Genomic DNA, 16,070 nt, shown 5'->3' with positions numbered 1-16,070 from the left:
GGCTCGTGCCGGCAGCCCGTCGGTACCCGCTGACGAGCGTGGTCTCCGCCCTGACGATCGTCGCCGGCATCGCCGCCGTGGTGCTCCGATGCCTCGGCACGAAGGACGGTCGCACGCCCGACACGCTCGGCGGGACGATGGGCCCGCTCGGCGTGGTCGCGGTGACGAGCAGCGTCGTCGGGTTCCTCGTCACCTTCGTCGCCGTCGTGGTCTGCACCGCGGCGTCCGAACGGCTGCTCGGCTGGCGGCGCACCCTGCTCGCGATGGTCGTCACGACCGTGGTGGGGACGGGGCTCGGCGCCCTGCTGCAGCTGTTCGACGGCGCCCCGGCGAACCGCGGCTTCCTCGTGCACCTGGGACACGTCGGCCCCTGGACCTGGATCGTCGGGACCATCGTCACCGCGAGCGCGTTCGCCGGCGCGCTGTGGCGACGCCGGATCCGGGTGGTGTCGATCGCCGTCGTCGCGGCACTGCTGCTCTACGCCGGACACGCGTCCGACCTGCACGCTGCGCTCGCCCTGGTCGTCGGCCTGGTGCTCGGCCGCGTGCTGCGACGGTCGCCGGTGCGGAGCGGCTGGACCCGGAGCTCCTCACGCGAGACCCGGGTGCTGCTGGTGGCAGCGGTGACCGTGTCGGCCGTCGGGCCCGTCCTCGCGCTCGTCACCGGTGCCCAGTTCGGGCTGCTCGCCCCGCTCGCCGTGGTGCTCGACACCGGGCCGACCGGACGGATGCCGCACTGTTCGGTGACCGGGGTGACCGCCAGCTGCGTCCGGGCGCTCGCCGAGGTGCACCCGCACGGCCTGTTCCACTCGCTGCTGGCCGTGATGCCGCTCGTGGTCCTGGCGGTCGGCGCCGTGGGACTCCGGCGGGGGAGCCGGTTCGCACTGTGGCTCGTCGCGACCGTCGACCTGGTCTCCGGCGTCGCGACCGCCGTCTCCTACGGGGTGCTGCCCGAACGCCACCACGCCGTCGTGCAGCGCCTGGCGTCGGACCACCTCGCGGTCTCGCTCTCGATCGCCGCGTCGGTGCTGGTGCCGATCGCGACCGCCGTGGTGCTCGTCCTGCGCCGCGGGGACTTCCCGGTCCGGACCGACCAGCGACGACTCCGGACCTTCGTCCTGACGGTCGCGGGTTCGGCCGTGGTGCTCGCGGTCGTCGTCGTCGGTGTCGCCGTGGCTTCGGGCGACAGCGTGCGCGAGCCCCTCCACCTGGCGCTCGCCGTGCTCGGCCCGATCGCCCCCGTGACCCTGCCGACGCACCTGGCGCAGGCCGACCCGGCGCTGCGGTTCGTCGTGGGTGTCTCCGGCCCGCTCCTGTGGCTCGCCGTGGCGATCGCCGCGGTCCGGCCGACCGGGGCCGGGCGCTCGGACAGCGACCTCGACGGGCAGGACGCCGCACGGGTGGCCGCTCGGGCCCTGCTGGTCGCGGGCGGGGGTGACACCTTCGGGTGGATGACCACCTGGCCCGGCAACGAGTACTGGTTCACCGAGGACGGCCGCGCCGGTGTCGCCTACCACCGCACCGGCAGCGTCGCCGTGACGACCGGTGGCCCCTTCGGACACGAGGACGCGCGGCTGGCGGCACTCGAGGGCTTCGCACGGGCCGCGGACGACCACGGCTGGACGCCCGTCTTCTACGGCATCGACGCCACCCTCGGCGCGGCACTCGCCCGACTCGGTTGGACGACGCTCCCCGTGGCCGAGGACGCCGACCTCGACCCGCGCACCTGGACGACGACGGGCAAGCGCAAGCAGGACGTCCGCACGGCCGTCAACAAGGCCGCACGATCCGGCACCACCGCGCTCTGGTCGGACTGGGCCTCGCTGCCCGGCTCGGTCACACGCCAGATCGAGGCGATCTCGGAGGAGTGGGTCGCCGAGCGCGAACTGCCCGAGATGGGGTTCACCCTGGGCGGGATCGACGAGATGCGCGACCCCGCTGTGCGGACGCTCGTCGCACTGGGCGGGGACGGCACGGTGCTCGCCGTCACCAGCTGGCTGCCCGCCTACCGCGCCGGGCAGGTGGTCGGGTGGACGCTCGACGTGATGCGCCGCGCGCCGGACGCCCCGAACGGTGTGATGGAGTTCCTGGTCGCGAGTGCGGTCGACCGGATGCGCGCCGACGGTGCCGAGCGGCTCAGCCTGTCCGCGGCCCCGCTCGCGTCGTCGGCCGAGCCGCAGGGTGCCGGCCGGAGCGGCGTCGAATCGTTCCTCGATGTCGTCGGCGGTGCGCTCGAGCCCGTCTACGGGTTCCGCTCGCTGCTGCGCTTCAAGGCGAAGTTCGGCCCCGACCTGCACCCGCTGGTGATGGCGTACCCGGACCCGGTGGCGCTGCCCACGATCGGCGTCGCGATCGTCCGTACCTACCTGCCGGGGCTGTCTCTGCGCCAGGCGGTGGCGATCGTGCGGGAGCGGCGTCCGGCGCACGGGGTCCGGGCCGAGCAGCCGGGGGAACGGGTCGGCTGACCCGGACGGTTCCCCAGCGCCGTCGGTACGTTCGGAGCATGGGAACCGAACGGGCCGACGGACCGGCCGTGGACGAGCACGATCCGTACGAACGCCGCCCCGGTTACGTCACGAGTGCCGACGGCCGGACCGACCGGATGACCTCAGACATGTTCGTGGGCATCGCGGTCGGCTTCGTCCTGGTGATGGTCTTCGGGTTCTTCCAGCTCGTCGAGTGGATCGCGATCGGAGCGGCCGTGGTCATCGGCGCGGCGGTGTGGTTGGTCCTGCGCAGCCGGCGACGGCGTGCAGATCGCCGCGCTGGTCGGTCGCCGGACGCCGTCCCGCGTGCTCGGGACCGGGCGATCGCCGAAGCGAACGGCGGTCGCCGGTTCTTCGTCGCCCAGAACCCGGTCGTCGTCATCGTGATGGGGGCGATCTTCATCGGTGTCGCGGTCGCCCCGCTGCTGTTCGGAGGATTCTCCATCGGCCGGATCGTGACCGGGGTCATCGTCGTCGCGAGCGGCGTCGTCTGCATCGTGCAGGGGATCGGCACGCTGCGGGTGCGTCGTCGGGAGCGCGCCGCCAGCTGAAGCCCGGTCGTCGGCCGCCGCCCGAAGTGGGTGCATCCGCGTGCCCCGCGGGCCAATATGCTCACCACCGTGACTGCACTGCACGCCGGGCGACGCTTCGGCTCGACCCGAGGCGAGTTCGCGCTCCTGATGACCGTGACCGTCGTCCTCGGACTCGTGATCCCGGCCGGAGGGCTGCTCGCGGCGTTCGGCTCGCTGCTGACCGGCGTCCGTGACGACCGTCGCCGTGTCCGCGCCCTGTTCATCGTCGGCCTGAGCATGTTGGTGCTGCAGGTCGCGTGGGTCGTCCTCAGCATCTGGGGGCCGGTGGAGGTCTGCGGCTCGACGAACGGTGGCCCCGAGACCTGCCAGACCTACTGGCCCTGGGAAGCCTGACGCGTCGTCGACGCGACCACAGGGCGGACGGGAGGCGCGGTGCCAGCTGGCACCGTCCCTCCAGGCACGGCCGCCTCGTGTGGTCTTCCGGGCGTCAGGGAGAGGGCTCGCGGGACCAGTAGTCCGCTCGGACCACGAGAAGTTCGCCCTGGACCTCCGACGTCAGATTGACGACGCGGGGATCCCACAGCGTCCCGGGCAGCTTTGCGAACGGCTCGGTGCCCAACGTCGTCGACAGTTCGGACGGGCTCACTCCCGTCGGCGGCTGCACGGACACGACCGACCAGCATCCACCGGATGCGCACTCCTCGTCCTCGTGGACCACCCTGCTTCCCGCAGGCAGGGGGATCGACGACGACGTCGGCACGTCGCCTTCCGTCGCCCCCGCGAACAGCAGTGCGGCGCGCAGACCGATGAACAGGACGGCCGCGGCAGCCAAGACCAGAACGGTCACGACGATCGCTCGTCGGGTGTCCGTCCGGTGCCTGGTCACCTCCGCAGCCTAGGCGGCGCTTCGGGCGGACCACCGGACGTCAAGCCGCCGACACCGTGACCGAGCGGCGTTCCATCAGCCGCCATGATCCGCCGAGCAGCGGCGTGAGCGTCACGACCGTGTACACGACCGCGACGACGGCGAAGGTGGCCTCGACCCCCACACCGTCGGCAGCGAGCCCGGCGAGCAGGCCGCCGACGGGGATGCCCGCCCACGCGCCGGCACCGAGCAGGCCGAACACCCGCGCGCGCATGTGCTCCGGGATCCGCTCGAGCTCGACGGCTCCGAGGATCGGGTTGATCGACCCGGCCGCCAGCCCGGACAGCGCAGCCGAGGCGAGCATCCACGGCAGGCCGAGCCCGAGCGCCGGGACCACCAGGGACGGCCCGCCGGCGAGCACGAAGCACAGGGCGAAGACCAACCGCCGTGGCACGCGGTGCGCCACGTACCCGAAGGCGACGGAGCCGAGGAACGCCGCACCCCCGAAGACACCGGTGACGAGCCCGAGCGCCTGCGCGCCGCCGAGCTGCTGGTCGGCGTAGAGCGGCAGGAGCGTGGTCGAGCGTGCGGCGTCGAGCAGGTTCGTCACGAGCACCAGCGCGACCACGAGCCGGAACAGGGGATCGCGGACGCAGAACCGGAACCCGTCGGCGATGTCGCGCCAGTACCCCTGCGACTCCACGGGCTCGCCGGACGCGACCGGCGCCACCGCACCGCGGACCGTCAGCGCCATGAGCATCGCGGCTGCCCCGAAGGCGATCGCCACGCAGGCGAGACCCGGCATCGGACCGAGGACGGCGACCAGGGTCCCGCCGAGGGGCGCACCGATCAGCACCGACAGCCGTGACGACGCCTCGAAGTGGCCGACGGCACGTTCGAGCGGCACGCCTGCCGCGGTCGCGAGCCCCGGCAGGAGCACCCGTCGGGCGGACTCACCCGGGGTGTCGAACAGCCCGCTGACGAACACGAGCGCGAGGAGCGCCCAGAACGGCAGACCGACGGTCCAGGCGAGCACCGGCATCGCGAGCAGGGTGAGCCCGCTGACGACGTCGGACGCGACACTCGAGCGGACGAAGCCGACCCGCTCCACGATGGCACCGCCGAACGGGCCGCCGAGCATGATCGGCACCGTCGCCATGAACGCGGCGATGCCGACGTCGGTGGCGGAGCCGCCACGCGCGAGGACGGCGAACGGCACGGTGATGGTCGTGATGACGTTCCCGATGCGCGACACCACCTGCACCGCGAGCAGTGCGCGCAGTTGCGCCCGGGGGCTCAGCCGCGAGGCCATCGGTATGCCTGGTTCAGCACGAAGACCTGCTCGGAGCCGTCGCCGGCGTGGTGCTCGGCAGCGACACCAGCCCAGCGGTCCACGACGCCGCGGAGTTCCTCGCCCATGTCCTGGAGCTCGGCTGCCGTGAGGCGGAGCACGCGGTCCGAGCTCGAGGACGCGGACACCCAGTCGCGTCCGAGCGTCGGCGCGAGGTCGACGAACGCCTCGTAGTTCGCGGCGTACACGCGGGCGACCGCGTGGTCGAGGGTGTTGGTGGCGAGCAACCGCTCCGGGTCGTCGAGCGCATCGGCGAGCTCCCACACGGAGGCGTCGTGCGCGGCTCGCCACCAGCGCTCACGTCGGTCCGTGCCCGCGTCGGGAGCGGGTTCGATGAAGCCCGCGGCGGCGAGTCGGGTGCAGTGGTAGCTGATCGTGCCGGGCGCTTCGTCGATCACCTCGCCGATCGTCGCGGCGGTTTGCGGGCCGTTCGCACGCAACAGGCCGAGGATGCGCAGGCGTGTCGGGTGAGCGAGGGCGCGCATCTGGGCGGGGTCGTCGATCCGTCCTTGGGTCATGGTGCGACCCTATACGCACAAGAAGTCTTGTGGAATTGTTTCGAACAGGCGCAACCGCGGGGCGTCCGTACTCAGCGGTCGAGCAGCATCCTGTTGCGCGCATCGATCTGGTCTGCGGTCGCGGGGAAGTAGCTGCTGACACCGATGTGCTCGGCGTCGTGCTGTACCGCGTCGACGACCGGCCGGAGCGCGCGCTCGTAGTCAGCGAATGCCTGCTCGACGTCGCCGTCCGCGTCCCGGAGAGCGTCGTGGAGTGCAGTGGCGCCGATGATGGCGAGCGAGCCGCCCATCCCGGCGGCCGGGGAAGGGCAGTAACCGGCGTCGCCGACGAGTGCGACACGGCCGGACGTCCACGCCGGCATCTTGATCTGGCTGAGCTTGTCGAAGTAGAAGGTCTCGGCGCCGATGGCCTCGTCGACGTGGTCCGAGAACGGCGAACCGGCCCGGAGCATGTGCTCGCGGAGGATGTGCTTCTGTGCCGCTTCGTCGTGGTGGTCGAAGGGGATCTCCTGCTCGGAGCGGAAGCCGAGGACGAGGTCGGTGGTGGTGTCGTACGAGTTGATCAGCATCGTGACGCCCGGTGCGTTGGTGATCCGGGTCGTCTGCGGTTCGATGACGAGGTCGTCGAGGATGGCGACGGAGAAGTACGTCCGCAGGAAGTGGCTGTACAGCGCTTCCTGCCCGAAGTGCAGTCGACGCACTGTGGAGTGGTTGCCGTCGCAGCCGAACACCATGGAGAAGTCCCGTTCGGTTCCGTCGCGGAAGGTGACGTGCACGCGCTCTTCGTCGGTCTCGTGCAGGGACGTGACCGAGTTGTTCCACAGCATTTCCACTTCGCCTTCGGTCGCGGCGGCGAGGATGTCGAGCAGGTCGTCGCGGTGGATCTCGTAGCCGTCGCCCGTCGATCCGGCCGAGGGTGGCACGGGATCCATCCGCGCGATGCGGTCTCCCTCCGGCGTCGTGAACTCCGTCACCCGCGGCGCCAGCGCCTTCGCCGAGATCTGCTCGAGCAGGCCCATCCGATCGACGATCGCGATGGTGTCGTCGCGGATGTCGACCGGGGTGCCACCTCGCTTCAACCCGGAAGCGACCTCGACGATCGAGACGTCGTACCCGAGCCGACGCATCCACAGCGCGGTCGTGAGCCCAGCGAAACTCGCTCCTGCGATGAGTACCTGTTCCTGCTTCTGCGTTGTCATCGATCGTCCTCGTTCCTCGGCATCCGCCGAACTTGTAGTGACTCTAACTTTGATCAACGTACCAGAACTTTGGGTCACTCAACGTTTCGTGCCAGACTCGGGGGATGGTGGAGTCGAGCACGGGCGTTTCGTCGGGCCTGCGAGAGCGCAAGAAACGGGAGACCCGCGAGCGCCTGGGTGACGTTGCTGCACGCCTGTTCGCGGAGCACGGGTACGACGAGGTGTCGATGTCAGACGTGGCCCGAGCTGCAGGCGTCTCGGATCAGACCGTCTACAACTACTTCCCGACCAAACCCGATCTGGTGTTCGACCGAGCCGACGAGGTGCTCGAGAAGATCCGAGCTGCGGTTGCGGGCCGAGGTGCGCAGCAGTCACCCGCGGAAGCGATGCGCACCATCGTCCTCGAGGATGTCGATCGGTACGTCGTAGAGGACCCGGCCTTGGCGCGAGGGGAGTTCCCCGCGCAGTGCCGGCTCAGCGCGGTGCTCCGGCGCCGGGCGCTGGAGTTCTACGACGAAGTCACGTCCGCGGTGGCAGCAGAACTGGCGGACACGGGTTTCGACTCGATGACCCGGCGTGCTCAGGCTGCCGCGCTCGTGGCCGTCGTGCAGCAGACCACCGAGGCCATCGGCGACGCGGTCCTCGCGGACGCCGACCGGGAATCGACCCGCAAGCGCTTGGTGGCCACGGCCGGAGCGGCGCTGGACCACCTGTCCACCTGGTGCACATCGGCCTGATCCACGTCGAAGGACAGGACGCGACAGGACAGGACGGGTGCGCGGAGCGCATCCCATGCACCTTGTGGCCCTCTCATGGCGCGGGGCGTCGTACCGACCTACCGTCTACTTGTCAGACGATCGTCTGTCGAATAGGCACTCTGGAAGGAACCTGCTCCATGCGTCACGCTCCTCGCCTCCGCCGGACCAACGCGCTGCTGATCACCAGCGGCGTCCTCACGGCGGCAGCGCTCGCTGTCGGGGCGGCCGGGCCCGTCTCCGCGGCCAATGCCGACGGCGCGGCACCCACTCGGTCCGTGGCCACCGCCAGCGGTGACAACTACGTGGCCCTCGGCGACTCGTACGCGGGCGGCTTCGGCGTCGCCCCCTACAGCTCGGGTCCGGCAGCCGGCTGCTTCCAGTCCACCACCGACTACCCGCACCAGGTCGCAGCATCCCTGGGACTCCAGCTCGACGACCGTGCCTGCGTTGGTGCCACCACCGGCAACATCTCCCGGGTCGCGCAGAAGACCGGAGCCGGAAGCGCCACCGCGTCCGTCCAGGCCGACGCGCTGTCCAAGGACACGGACGTCGTCACGGTGTCGATCGGCGGGAACGACCTGGGGTTCGCCGGCGTCATCGCGAACTGCGTCGCGCTGGACAAGGCCGGCCCGGTGTTCTCGGAGATCCACGGGAAGACCTACGACCACTGCAGGGACTACTACGCACCGGTCGTGCACGGCGTCACGCGGGATCGTCTCGCATCGCGCATCCGCACGGTCGTGGCACCTCGGCTCGCTGCGACGTTCCGCGTGATCGCGCAGCGTGCTCCGCAGGCGAAGGTGTTCGTCGTCGGCTACCCGATGCTCGCGCCGGGTACGGCGCAGGCCCCGAAGGGATGCTTCTCGAGTCTCCTCGGTGACTCCGGTCTCGAGCCGCCGTTCCCGCAGAACGCGTTCCCCTTCACCGCCACCGACACCGCCTACTTCCACCGCACCCAGAACGCGCTCGATGCAGCGGTCAAGGCTGCGGCGAAGGCTCGTGGGTTCACCTACGTCTCGACGCTCCAGGGCTCTGCCGCGCACACCCCCTGTGCTGCGTCGGGCTCGGCATGGATGTCGGGACTCACCTTGACCGATCGCGGCACCGCTGCGGACAGCACGCCGCTGGCCGGGACGAAGTACAGCATCCTCTTCGGCGCACTCCACCCGAACGCCGCCGGCATCGCGTACCTGCGTGACCAGACCAAGGCCGCGATCGTCGGATCGCGCTGACGCACCAGTGCCTGCGGGTCGCGTCGTCGACGCGACCGCGAGACGGACGGGAGGCCCGGTGCCAGCTGGCACCGTCCCTCCAGGCACGGCCGTCACCCCGCTGGCGCGGTGCGCCGGTACCGGCTGGTGGGGCCCACCTCCCGTCCGCCTCGGGTGGACTACCGGGCGTCGGGTGTCCGAGGGACGGTTCGTAGGCAGGGCTGCGGATCATCGGGGGTAGCGTTCCAGCATGACGTCTTGGTGGGACCGTACCGATCCGACGGACCGCCCGGAGCTGACGAACCGCGCTCCCTCGGGGTTCATCGAATCGTGGTGGAACGTCATCGCAGGGGCCGCGTTGTTGGTCGGCTTGCCACTCATCGTGCTCAGCGGCGGTATCAGTCCGGCGCGCGTGGCGTTCGCACTCTTCGGCCTGGCCATCATGGTGGCGCTCGAGCTCGTCTTCCTGCGGAAGCTCGTCCAGCGGATCGCGGGCCGGCGAGCCCTTCGGGCGGCACACGACGACGAGTGAGCCGCCGCGCTGCGCCGCGGCGAGAGGCAGCGGTCGATCCCTCGGCACGTGGAAGCAGTAGGTTCGGCACGTGGACGTCGTGAGCGCGAAGGTGTTGGGCACAGCCGCAATCGTGTCCGGACTGTTCTTCATCGCGACGTCCATCGTGCGTCTGGGTCGCCCCGACCTCGACATGTTGCTCGTGGTCCTCAACGTCGTCCTCGGTGCCCTCTTGCTGGCCACCGGCTTCAGACTGTGGCGGTCCGCGCTTCGACGAACGAATCGCCGCCGTTAGGTGATCGGCGGCTGGAGACGGTGACAGCATCAACCGACGGCGCAGCAGCCCTCCCGTACACCGGGCAGCGCTTCGTGTCGTTCCGGGTGAACGGTGCCGACTTCCGCTGGATCGACGTCCTCACGTTCGACGTGGCCCGCACGGCTTCCGACGAAGAACTGCTCGCTGCCCTGATCGGGAACCCTTGGTACTCGCACACCTACGCGGCACCGCGCGAGAAGGAGCCGGAGGCAGGAGAGATCCACGGCCCGTACCTCCTCGACCACATCACAGTCCCCGCGTTCCGGCGTCGCGAGCGCAGTGCAGTCGCGGACCGGATCTGGGCGTGGGCCCTGAGCGAGGGTGAACTGCCCCCGGAACTGCTCTCGGCGATCGGGGCGGAGGTCCGGGCGATCGAGGCCGCGGACTCAGATGTCTGGGAGCTTCCAGACCTCGGAGCCGGTGCTCTCCACGAGTGGGGAGGGGTCGTCGGAACGGCGGGATTCATCGAGTTCGTCGCCGTGTCCAGGAAGCACGGCATGCTGACGCTCCTCGTCGCCAGCGACGATTGAGCGTTGCGGCGCTGGGTCGGTAGCGAGACCGTGAAGTTCCCGACGGCGCATCCGTTCCGTGTGCCGATCGAAACTTCTTTGGGCGCGAGCCAAGGTCGGAGTAAACCGGGCCGGCCGGCGCGAACTCCGAATCAGGGTTGCTGGTTACCGCAAGATCGGTGAGGAACCGTCGTGTGCGCCGGTTGTCCGGCAGTACGGTCCGGGAACAGCCTGACCCGAGGCTGCGAGAAGCCGACCCGAAGGCGACCCGATGGACAACTGCGACGAGCGACGGCCTGGTGCCCTCGCGTTCAAGAAGCATCTCGGCGAGCAGTTCGGCGGTGATCTCCGGCGGACAAGGGCAGCCCCGGTCGCGCCACGGCTCCACGGCGCGGTGCAGGCGACTGCCGCGCGAGCGCACACCGCCGGCGCCTCGAACGGCGGACTCCGTCAGGTCGTTGCTGAGCCAGTCCCGGTGCGGTTCGAGATGGCGAGCACGGGGCTGTCCCTCGCCGGCCTGGGGGTCGCGATCGGATGCGGAGTCGCGCGCACGATCGGCCAGCAGATCCTGCCAGTCGCGAGGATCGTGGATCCCGAGGCGGGCGACGCGGAGCTCGACGAACGCGGCGTGTTCGAGGCACAGCTCGCCGAGGTGCTCACGGAGTCTTGGCCTCTCACCGTGGAACTCGCTGCAGAGGAGCTGGCGGCGGACACCATCATCATGCCCGTCGTCGGTGATCGCGTGCACTACAGCAGGGGTTCCGGGCACCTCATCGGGCTGCAGGGAGTCGTCGTTGAGTCCGAAGACCGACAAGCCCTGCCGCGCGGGCTGCGGTCCGTGCAGCTCGACGGTGAGGCGTGGCCGATCGTCGTCACGGTGGTGTCCCTGGACCGGATCTAGCTGTTGCTGCGAACAGGAGCCGGTCCCGGCACGAGCGCCGCGATGCGCTCGTGCCGGGACTGCCGTCAAACCGCCGGGCTGAGGAGACGCCCGGTGAACTCGCGCAGGGCCCGCACGGCCCGCCGCGACAGCGTCGCGTCGGGCATCATGCTCGTCGATCCGTGGAACGCTCCCGGCCACACGTGCAGTTCCGCCTGGACCCCTGCCGCCCACAGCGAGCTGGCGTAGGCGACGGTCTCGTCGCGGAACACCTCGGTGCTGCCGCAGTCGATGTACGCGGGCGGGAGCCCGGCGAGGTCGGTCGCGCGGCCGGGTGCGGCGTAGATCGACACGTCCTCGCCGCCCCGCCGGTCACCGAGGTAGGCGTCCCAGCCGAACCGTGTCATCTCCCGGTCGGCGACCCCGACACCGTCGAACTGCCGAGCCGACAGTGTCGCGTCGCGGTCGTCGAGCATGGGGCTCACGAGCACCTGGCCGATGACGGAGGGCCCCCGTCGGTCGCGGGCGAGGAGGGCGGTGCCGGCGGCGAGACCGGCACCGGCGCTCTGCCCGACGAGGACGATGCGCTCCGGGTCGATGCCGAGTTCGTCGGCGTGCTCGGCTGCCCAGACGAGACCGGCGTAGCAGTCCTCGACCGGGTACGGGTCCGGGTGTTCCGGAGCCAGGCGGTAGTCCGGGCTGACCAGGACCACGTCGTGCACCAGCAGCCACTCGTCGTAGGAGTCGAGGTTGCCGAGGTGGTGGCCGAACATCATGCCGCCGCCGTGGATCGCGTAGGCCAGGGCAGCCGTGCCGGTGCGGCCGGTACGTTGGATCACGGCGAGGTCGATCGGGTCACCGCGGTGCCCCGGGATCGTGATGCTGCTGCGCTCGAGGCCGCGAGCATGCAGTCCTTCGTCGAGCTGCGCCTCGGTCATGTCCAGCTGTCGCATCTGCGGCAGCATCTGCGCCGTGAGGTGGAAGCGGCCGCGCGCATCCATGGCGGTGAGGAAGGGCACGAACTCGGGATCGAACGGCGGGCGGGGGAGGGCGATGGTGTCAGACACGGGAGGTCTCCTCGGTGATGGTGATCGGGTCGGTGTGTGCAGGGGTGGTGTCGGCAGGGTCGGACGGGGCCTCGTCCTCTGGTTCGACGGCGGGCTGGGCTCGGAGCATGCCGACCACGACGAGCAGTGCTGCGACCGCGGCGAGGCCGAGCCCGGCGACGGTGAGGGCGTCCTGGAAGCCCTCGAGCCGGGCGGCGGTCCAGGTGGTCGTGGTGATGCTCCCGGCGACGAAGGCGGCGACGATGGTCCCCGCCGCGGCCACGGCGGCACCGCCCGCGAGCTCGCTCGACGTGTCGACGAGCGCCGCTCCGACGGAGGTGCGGTCGGCGGGCAGGCCCGTGAGGACCGAGGCGCCGGCGACGACGCCGACGACCCGCATGCCGGCGGCGACGAGCACGAGCGCGACGAGCACCCACAGGTACCCGTACCGGCTCAGGGCGCCGAAGACCGCGAGACCGGAGACGACCGAGACGGCGCTCATCCAGGCGGCGCGGCCCAGGCCGACCCGCTGCACGAACGGCCCGACGAAGCGGCCGCCGACGAGCAGGACGACCACCTGCGGCAGCGTCCCGACGGCGGCCAGGGCCGGCGGCCAGCCCCAGGCGAACTGCAGCTGCAGGGTCACGAGGTACGACAGTCCGGCGACGGCCAGACCCGACGCGGCCTTGAACGCGAGGCCGCTCGAGACGAGTGGTCGGGCGAGCAGGTGCAGGTCGATCAGCGGGTGCCGCGCGGTCCGCTCGCGGGCGACGAACCCCACCGCGCAGGTGACGGCGAGGGCGAGGACGGCCCACCCCCACCAGCCAGCGGCTCCGGACTCGACCAGGAACGTCGGCGCCACGAGCGCTCCGGCCGTGGTCACGGTACCGAGCAGCGCTCCGACCACGTCGACCGGATCACGATGGAGCCCTGAAGCCTCGTCGCGGGCGACACCGAGCCGGATGCCGACGAGTGCGAGGACCGCGATGGGCATGTCGGCCAGCAGCAGCACCTGCCACGGGGCGACGGCGAGCACGAACCCGCCGACGGTCGGCCCGATGGCCAGCCCGACGAGCCCGGCCGTGGAGATGACGGTGAGTGCCCGCACCCGGAGGCCTTCGTCGTCGAAGAGCCGGAACGCCAGCGCCATCGACCCGGGCGTCGTCATCGCCGCGGCGACGCCCATCGCGACCCGCACGGCGATCAGCTGCTCGGTCGACGTGACCACCGCCGTGGCGAGGCTCGCCAGGGCCAGCAGGACGAGCCCGGCGAACATGACCCTGCGGCGTCCGATGCGGTCGGCGACAGCGCCGAAGAGCAGCATCAGCCCTCCGAAGGCGACCGAGTAGGCACCTGAGACCCACTGCAGGCCCGTCGTCGACGAGCCCAGGTCGCGACCGATCGTCGGCAGGGCGACGTTGAGCACGGAGTTGTCGAGCATCTCGAACAGGAACACCGCGGACAGCCCGGCGAGGGCGATCCAGGCGTCGCGCAGACGAGGCGACGAGTCACCGGCGGGCACGCGCCCGGTGGTGAGAGCGGGACTGGGGGACACGATGGCGCACTCCTTCGAGGGAAGAAGTGGCGACTCGTTCGATGCCGCGTGCGGGTGCGTCGCAGATCGCGGCGCCTTTTACCTCAGTGATCGAGACCATACACGGACTGCCCACTCGAGGAAAGTCCGCGGTGGACGTCCCGGTTGCTGCCGTCGCAGTTCGAGGTGGGAAGTGGCAGGACCTACCCTGGACGGATGCTCTCCCGCCGCGAAGCCGCCGTCCGGCTCGACATCCCCCTCGAGATGGCGACCCGCCACGGCATCCCGTCGCGCCTGAGCGAAGCGGAGCTCGACGCGATCGAGCAGGACCCGCCCGCCTGGCTCGTGCAGTCCCGGGCCAACCGCACCGGCACGAAGAAGGTCTGGACGCGCCTGGAGTGCGTGGTCTGCGGCTTCGACGAAGAGGCACGCCCGAAGAAGTGGTGGCCCGAGTGGGACTACCTGATGTGCGACTACCACGCCCCGTACCAGGCGCCCGAGCCCACCGCCGGCCTGACGCGGCGTGAGGTCGAGGGCATCGGTAGCCGCTTCATCGCGCTCGTCGACGAGAAGCTCTGAGCAGCAGCACGATGCGCCTGCTGAGCGAGGCATCGCGGGGCGACTGGCTCGTCGCGCGTGCCGGGCGTTGGGCGAGCGTCGGTGGTGTCGCGGGCACCGGGTTCGAGGCGTACGCACGCCTGTTGCACCCGGTCGGCGCGCACCGGGCGGACCTCGACACCACGGACGAGTGGGGCGACCACCCGGACGTCGAACACACCCGCTGGCGGTGGGCGGAGGTCGCCCGCCGCAACGACCGCGTGATGCACCCCCTGGTGCAGTGGCAACGCCTGACCGACGACGAGCAGACGACGTCGTGGGCCGACGGCTGGCGCGTGGACCAGTCGGACGACGGGTGGTTCGACCCGCAGGACCTCGCCGTCCTCACCACGCACCTACGGAGCGCGACGTCGACCCCCGAAGACCTGGTCGTCGGAGCGTGGGAGGGGACGGGCGGGCCGCCGTCCGCTGAACGCCGGCACCGGATCCGACGTGCGCGGGGCTTGATGGCCTGGCCCGCGCGGGACACCTGGCTCTTCAGTGCGACCCTGGACGAGCTCGTCGATCCGTCGTGGGCGCAGCGGGCGGTCCCGGGTTGGGAGAGCTTCGGGCTGCACGGCCAGGTGGCGCCGCACACGACATTCATCTGGCCGGAGGACCACGCGTGGGTCGTCGCCGCCGAGGAGGACTGGGACTCGACGATCGTCGCCGGATCGCGCGCGCTCGTCGACCGCGTGCTCGACGACGGCCGGTTCGAGGCGTTCGAGGTCCGCGAGCACGACGACCTGTCGTGGGACGGAGACCTGCTGAACCCACGCAGGTCTCCTCGCCCCGAGGGCTGAGCGGCGCCACCGCGTCGTCCGGAACCCGCCAGCTCGTCCGCGCTCGGACCGCTGGGATCGAAGGGTGAACACCACTTCGACCAGAGCCGCGACCTTCCACGGCCTCCACGACCACCGATCCCGACCACTCGTCCTCGTCAACGTCTGGGACGCCACGAGCGCCCGACTCGTCGAGGATGTCGGCGCGACCGCGATCGCCACGACCAGTGCGGGCGTCGCCTGGTCACTCGGGCGACCGGACGGGAACACCCTGACCCGCGCGGAGGCGATGGACGCGGTCGCGCGGATCGCGGCTTCCGTGTCGGTGCCGGTCACCGTCGACGTCGAGTCCGGGTACGCCGACGATGCGGACGGCGTTGCGCGCACGGTTGAAGCGGTGCTCGAAGCGGGCGCCGTCGGGATCAACATCGAGGACGGCAGGTTGCATCCGGATGCGCTCGCCGATCGGATCGGGGCGGCCCGGCGCGCGGCCGACCGAGCCGGGGTGCCGCTATTCGTCAATGCACGGACCGACGTCCACCTCGCCGGTCTCGTCGATCCCGAACGGCTCCTGGCCGAGACGCTCGAGCGAGCTCGTCGCTACCGCGGAGCCGGCGCTGACGGCGTGTTCGTCCCCGGAGTGCGAGACGTCGAGACCATCCGTGCGCTGGTGGAGTCGATCGACGGCCCGGTGAACGTGATGGCCGGTCCGGGGTCGCCGACCGTGGCGGAACTCGCCCGGCTCGGGGTGGCCCGCATCAGTCTCGGTTCCGCCGTCGCGCAGGCCGCGTACGCCGTCGTTCGGCAGGCCACGGCCGAGCTGCGGACCACCGGCACCTACGACTCGCTGGCGGGCGGGGTGGACTACGCGGACCTGAACGCGCTCTTCTGAGCGGCGCGCGACGCCCTGAACGCGACCACACGGACGGACGGGAGGCCCGGTGCCAGCTGGCACCGGGCCTCCCGTCCGTCCG

At 71.1% G+C, this 16,070-nt stretch carries 18 protein-coding genes; 12 read left to right on the top strand and 6 right to left on the bottom strand.

What is annotated here, in order from left to right; all coding sequences use genetic code 11:
- Positions 1 to 5: 5 nt before the first annotated feature.
- From DEJ08_RS13775 to DEJ08_RS13765, 3 genes are all read left to right on the top strand, one after another.
- Complete coding sequence (locus tag DEJ08_RS13775) at positions 6 to 2,465, top strand: bifunctional lysylphosphatidylglycerol flippase/synthetase MprF (RefSeq protein WP_111055494.1); 2,460 nt, start codon at positions 6 to 8, stop codon at positions 2,463 to 2,465.
- A gap of 38 nt (positions 2,466 to 2,503) precedes the next feature.
- The gene (locus tag DEJ08_RS13770; protein WP_111055495.1) at positions 2,504 to 3,037 is read left to right on the top strand and encodes a hypothetical protein; all 534 of its coding nucleotides are present in this window, start codon (positions 2,504 to 2,506) and stop codon (positions 3,035 to 3,037) included.
- A gap of 69 nt (positions 3,038 to 3,106) precedes the next feature.
- Positions 3,107 to 3,412 (top strand): hypothetical protein, encoded by a 306-nt coding sequence (locus tag DEJ08_RS13765; protein ID WP_146248568.1) that lies wholly within the window; start codon positions 3,107 to 3,109, stop codon positions 3,410 to 3,412.
- 94 nt (positions 3,413 to 3,506) lie between these two features.
- Here the strand turns inward: DEJ08_RS13765 and DEJ08_RS13760 are convergent, their stop codons facing one another.
- The 4 genes from DEJ08_RS13760 to DEJ08_RS13745 all read right to left on the bottom strand — a co-directional run bounded on the left by DEJ08_RS13760 (position 3,507) and on the right by DEJ08_RS13745 (position 7,030).
- Complete coding sequence (locus tag DEJ08_RS13760) at positions 3,507 to 3,866, bottom strand: hypothetical protein (protein ID WP_111055496.1); 360 nt, start codon at positions 3,864 to 3,866, stop codon at positions 3,507 to 3,509.
- Between the two features lie 79 nt (positions 3,867 to 3,945).
- Positions 3,946 to 5,196 carry an MFS transporter gene (locus DEJ08_RS13755; protein ID WP_111055497.1) on the bottom strand — a complete coding sequence of 417 codons (1,251 nt, stop codon included), beginning with the start codon at positions 5,194 to 5,196 and terminating at the stop codon, positions 3,946 to 3,948.
- Positions 5,181 to 5,753 (bottom strand): ArsR/SmtB family transcription factor, encoded by a 573-nt coding sequence (locus tag DEJ08_RS13750; protein WP_111055498.1) that lies wholly within the window; start codon positions 5,751 to 5,753, stop codon positions 5,181 to 5,183. Before DEJ08_RS13750 ends, DEJ08_RS13755 begins: the two co-directional genes overlap by 16 nt.
- A 71-nt stretch (positions 5,754 to 5,824) precedes the next feature.
- Positions 5,825 to 7,030: an FAD-dependent monooxygenase gene (locus tag DEJ08_RS13745; RefSeq protein ID WP_284180471.1), complete on the bottom strand. Its 1,206-nt coding sequence runs from the start codon at positions 7,028 to 7,030 to the stop codon at positions 5,825 to 5,827.
- Positions 7,031 to 7,056: 26 nt separating this feature from the next.
- Between DEJ08_RS13745 and DEJ08_RS13740 the strand changes: the two genes are divergently transcribed.
- From DEJ08_RS13740 to DEJ08_RS13715, 6 genes are all read left to right on the top strand, one after another.
- Positions 7,057 to 7,689: a TetR/AcrR family transcriptional regulator gene (locus DEJ08_RS13740; RefSeq protein ID WP_111055500.1), complete on the top strand. Its 633-nt coding sequence runs from the start codon at positions 7,057 to 7,059 to the stop codon at positions 7,687 to 7,689.
- A 158-nt stretch (positions 7,690 to 7,847) separates the two neighbouring features.
- Positions 7,848 to 8,942, top strand: coding sequence for an SGNH/GDSL hydrolase family protein (locus DEJ08_RS13735; RefSeq protein WP_111055501.1), 1,095 nt, complete (start codon positions 7,848 to 7,850; stop codon positions 8,940 to 8,942).
- A 229-nt stretch (positions 8,943 to 9,171) separates the two neighbouring features.
- A complete protein-coding gene (locus DEJ08_RS13730) occupies positions 9,172 to 9,453 on the top strand; it encodes a hypothetical protein (protein ID WP_111055502.1) in 282 nt (93 codons plus the stop codon).
- 70 nt (positions 9,454 to 9,523) lie between these two features.
- A complete protein-coding gene (locus DEJ08_RS13725; RefSeq protein ID WP_111055503.1) occupies positions 9,524 to 9,727 on the top strand; it encodes a hypothetical protein in 204 nt (67 codons plus the stop codon).
- Between the two features lie 20 nt (positions 9,728 to 9,747).
- Positions 9,748 to 10,278, top strand: a complete 531-nt coding sequence (locus DEJ08_RS13720; RefSeq protein WP_111055504.1) for a hypothetical protein — start codon at positions 9,748 to 9,750, stop codon at positions 10,276 to 10,278.
- A 250-nt stretch (positions 10,279 to 10,528) separates the two neighbouring features.
- A complete protein-coding gene (locus tag DEJ08_RS13715) occupies positions 10,529 to 11,158 on the top strand; it encodes a hypothetical protein (protein WP_111055505.1) in 630 nt (209 codons plus the stop codon).
- A gap of 65 nt (positions 11,159 to 11,223) precedes the next feature.
- On the opposite strand, the gene DEJ08_RS13710 is transcribed toward DEJ08_RS13715, so the two are convergent.
- Positions 11,224 to 12,204: an alpha/beta hydrolase gene (locus DEJ08_RS13710; RefSeq protein WP_111055506.1), complete on the bottom strand. Its 981-nt coding sequence runs from the start codon at positions 12,202 to 12,204 to the stop codon at positions 11,224 to 11,226.
- Positions 12,197 to 13,738 carry an MFS transporter gene (locus DEJ08_RS13705; protein WP_349775352.1) on the bottom strand — a complete coding sequence of 514 codons (1,542 nt, stop codon included), beginning with the start codon at positions 13,736 to 13,738 and terminating at the stop codon, positions 12,197 to 12,199. The genes DEJ08_RS13710 and DEJ08_RS13705 overlap by 8 nt, the downstream gene beginning before the upstream one ends.
- A gap of 195 nt (positions 13,739 to 13,933) precedes the next feature.
- Between DEJ08_RS13705 and DEJ08_RS13700 the strand changes: the two genes are divergently transcribed.
- The 3 genes from DEJ08_RS13700 to DEJ08_RS13690 all read left to right on the top strand — a co-directional run bounded on the left by DEJ08_RS13700 (position 13,934) and on the right by DEJ08_RS13690 (position 15,988).
- The gene (locus DEJ08_RS13700; protein WP_111022117.1) at positions 13,934 to 14,296 is read left to right on the top strand and encodes a hypothetical protein; all 363 of its coding nucleotides are present in this window, start codon (positions 13,934 to 13,936) and stop codon (positions 14,294 to 14,296) included.
- Positions 14,297 to 14,307: 11 nt separating this feature from the next.
- Positions 14,308 to 15,117, top strand: a complete 810-nt coding sequence (locus tag DEJ08_RS13695; protein WP_111055508.1) for a hypothetical protein — start codon at positions 14,308 to 14,310, stop codon at positions 15,115 to 15,117.
- A gap of 64 nt (positions 15,118 to 15,181) precedes the next feature.
- Positions 15,182 to 15,988 (top strand): isocitrate lyase/PEP mutase family protein, encoded by an 807-nt coding sequence (locus DEJ08_RS13690; RefSeq protein ID WP_111055509.1) that lies wholly within the window; start codon positions 15,182 to 15,184, stop codon positions 15,986 to 15,988.
- The last annotated feature ends 82 nt before the right edge of the window (positions 15,989 to 16,070 follow it).

The organism is Curtobacterium sp. MCLR17_054, assembly GCF_003234335.2.
GTDB lineage: Bacteria > Actinomycetota > Actinomycetes > Actinomycetales > Microbacteriaceae > Curtobacterium > Curtobacterium flaccumfaciens.
Note: the sequence above shows the minus strand (reverse complement) of the source record. Positions and strands in the feature narration are given on the sequence as shown.

Excerpts from the sequence above, each read along its gene's own strand:
- DEJ08_RS13730 (WP_111055502.1), top strand. The coding sequence starts at position 9,172 with ATGACGTCTTGGTGGGACCGTACCGATCCGACGGACCGCCCGGAGCTG.
- DEJ08_RS13750 (WP_111055498.1), bottom strand. The coding sequence starts at position 5,753 with ATGACCCAAGGACGGATCGACGACCCCGCCCAGATGCGCGCCCTCGCT.
- DEJ08_RS13700 (WP_111022117.1), top strand. The coding sequence starts at position 13,934 with ATGCTCTCCCGCCGCGAAGCCGCCGTCCGGCTCGACATCCCCCTCGAG.
- DEJ08_RS13755 (WP_111055497.1), bottom strand. The coding sequence starts at position 5,196 with ATGGCCTCGCGGCTGAGCCCCCGGGCGCAACTGCGCGCACTGCTCGCG.
- DEJ08_RS13735 (WP_111055501.1), top strand. The coding sequence starts at position 7,848 with ATGCGTCACGCTCCTCGCCTCCGCCGGACCAACGCGCTGCTGATCACC.
- DEJ08_RS13715 (WP_111055505.1), top strand. The coding sequence starts at position 10,529 with ATGGACAACTGCGACGAGCGACGGCCTGGTGCCCTCGCGTTCAAGAAG.
- DEJ08_RS13740 (WP_111055500.1), top strand. The coding sequence starts at position 7,057 with ATGGTGGAGTCGAGCACGGGCGTTTCGTCGGGCCTGCGAGAGCGCAAG.
- DEJ08_RS13695 (WP_111055508.1), top strand. The coding sequence starts at position 14,308 with ATGCGCCTGCTGAGCGAGGCATCGCGGGGCGACTGGCTCGTCGCGCGT.
- DEJ08_RS13770 (WP_111055495.1), top strand. The coding sequence starts at position 2,504 with ATGGGAACCGAACGGGCCGACGGACCGGCCGTGGACGAGCACGATCCG.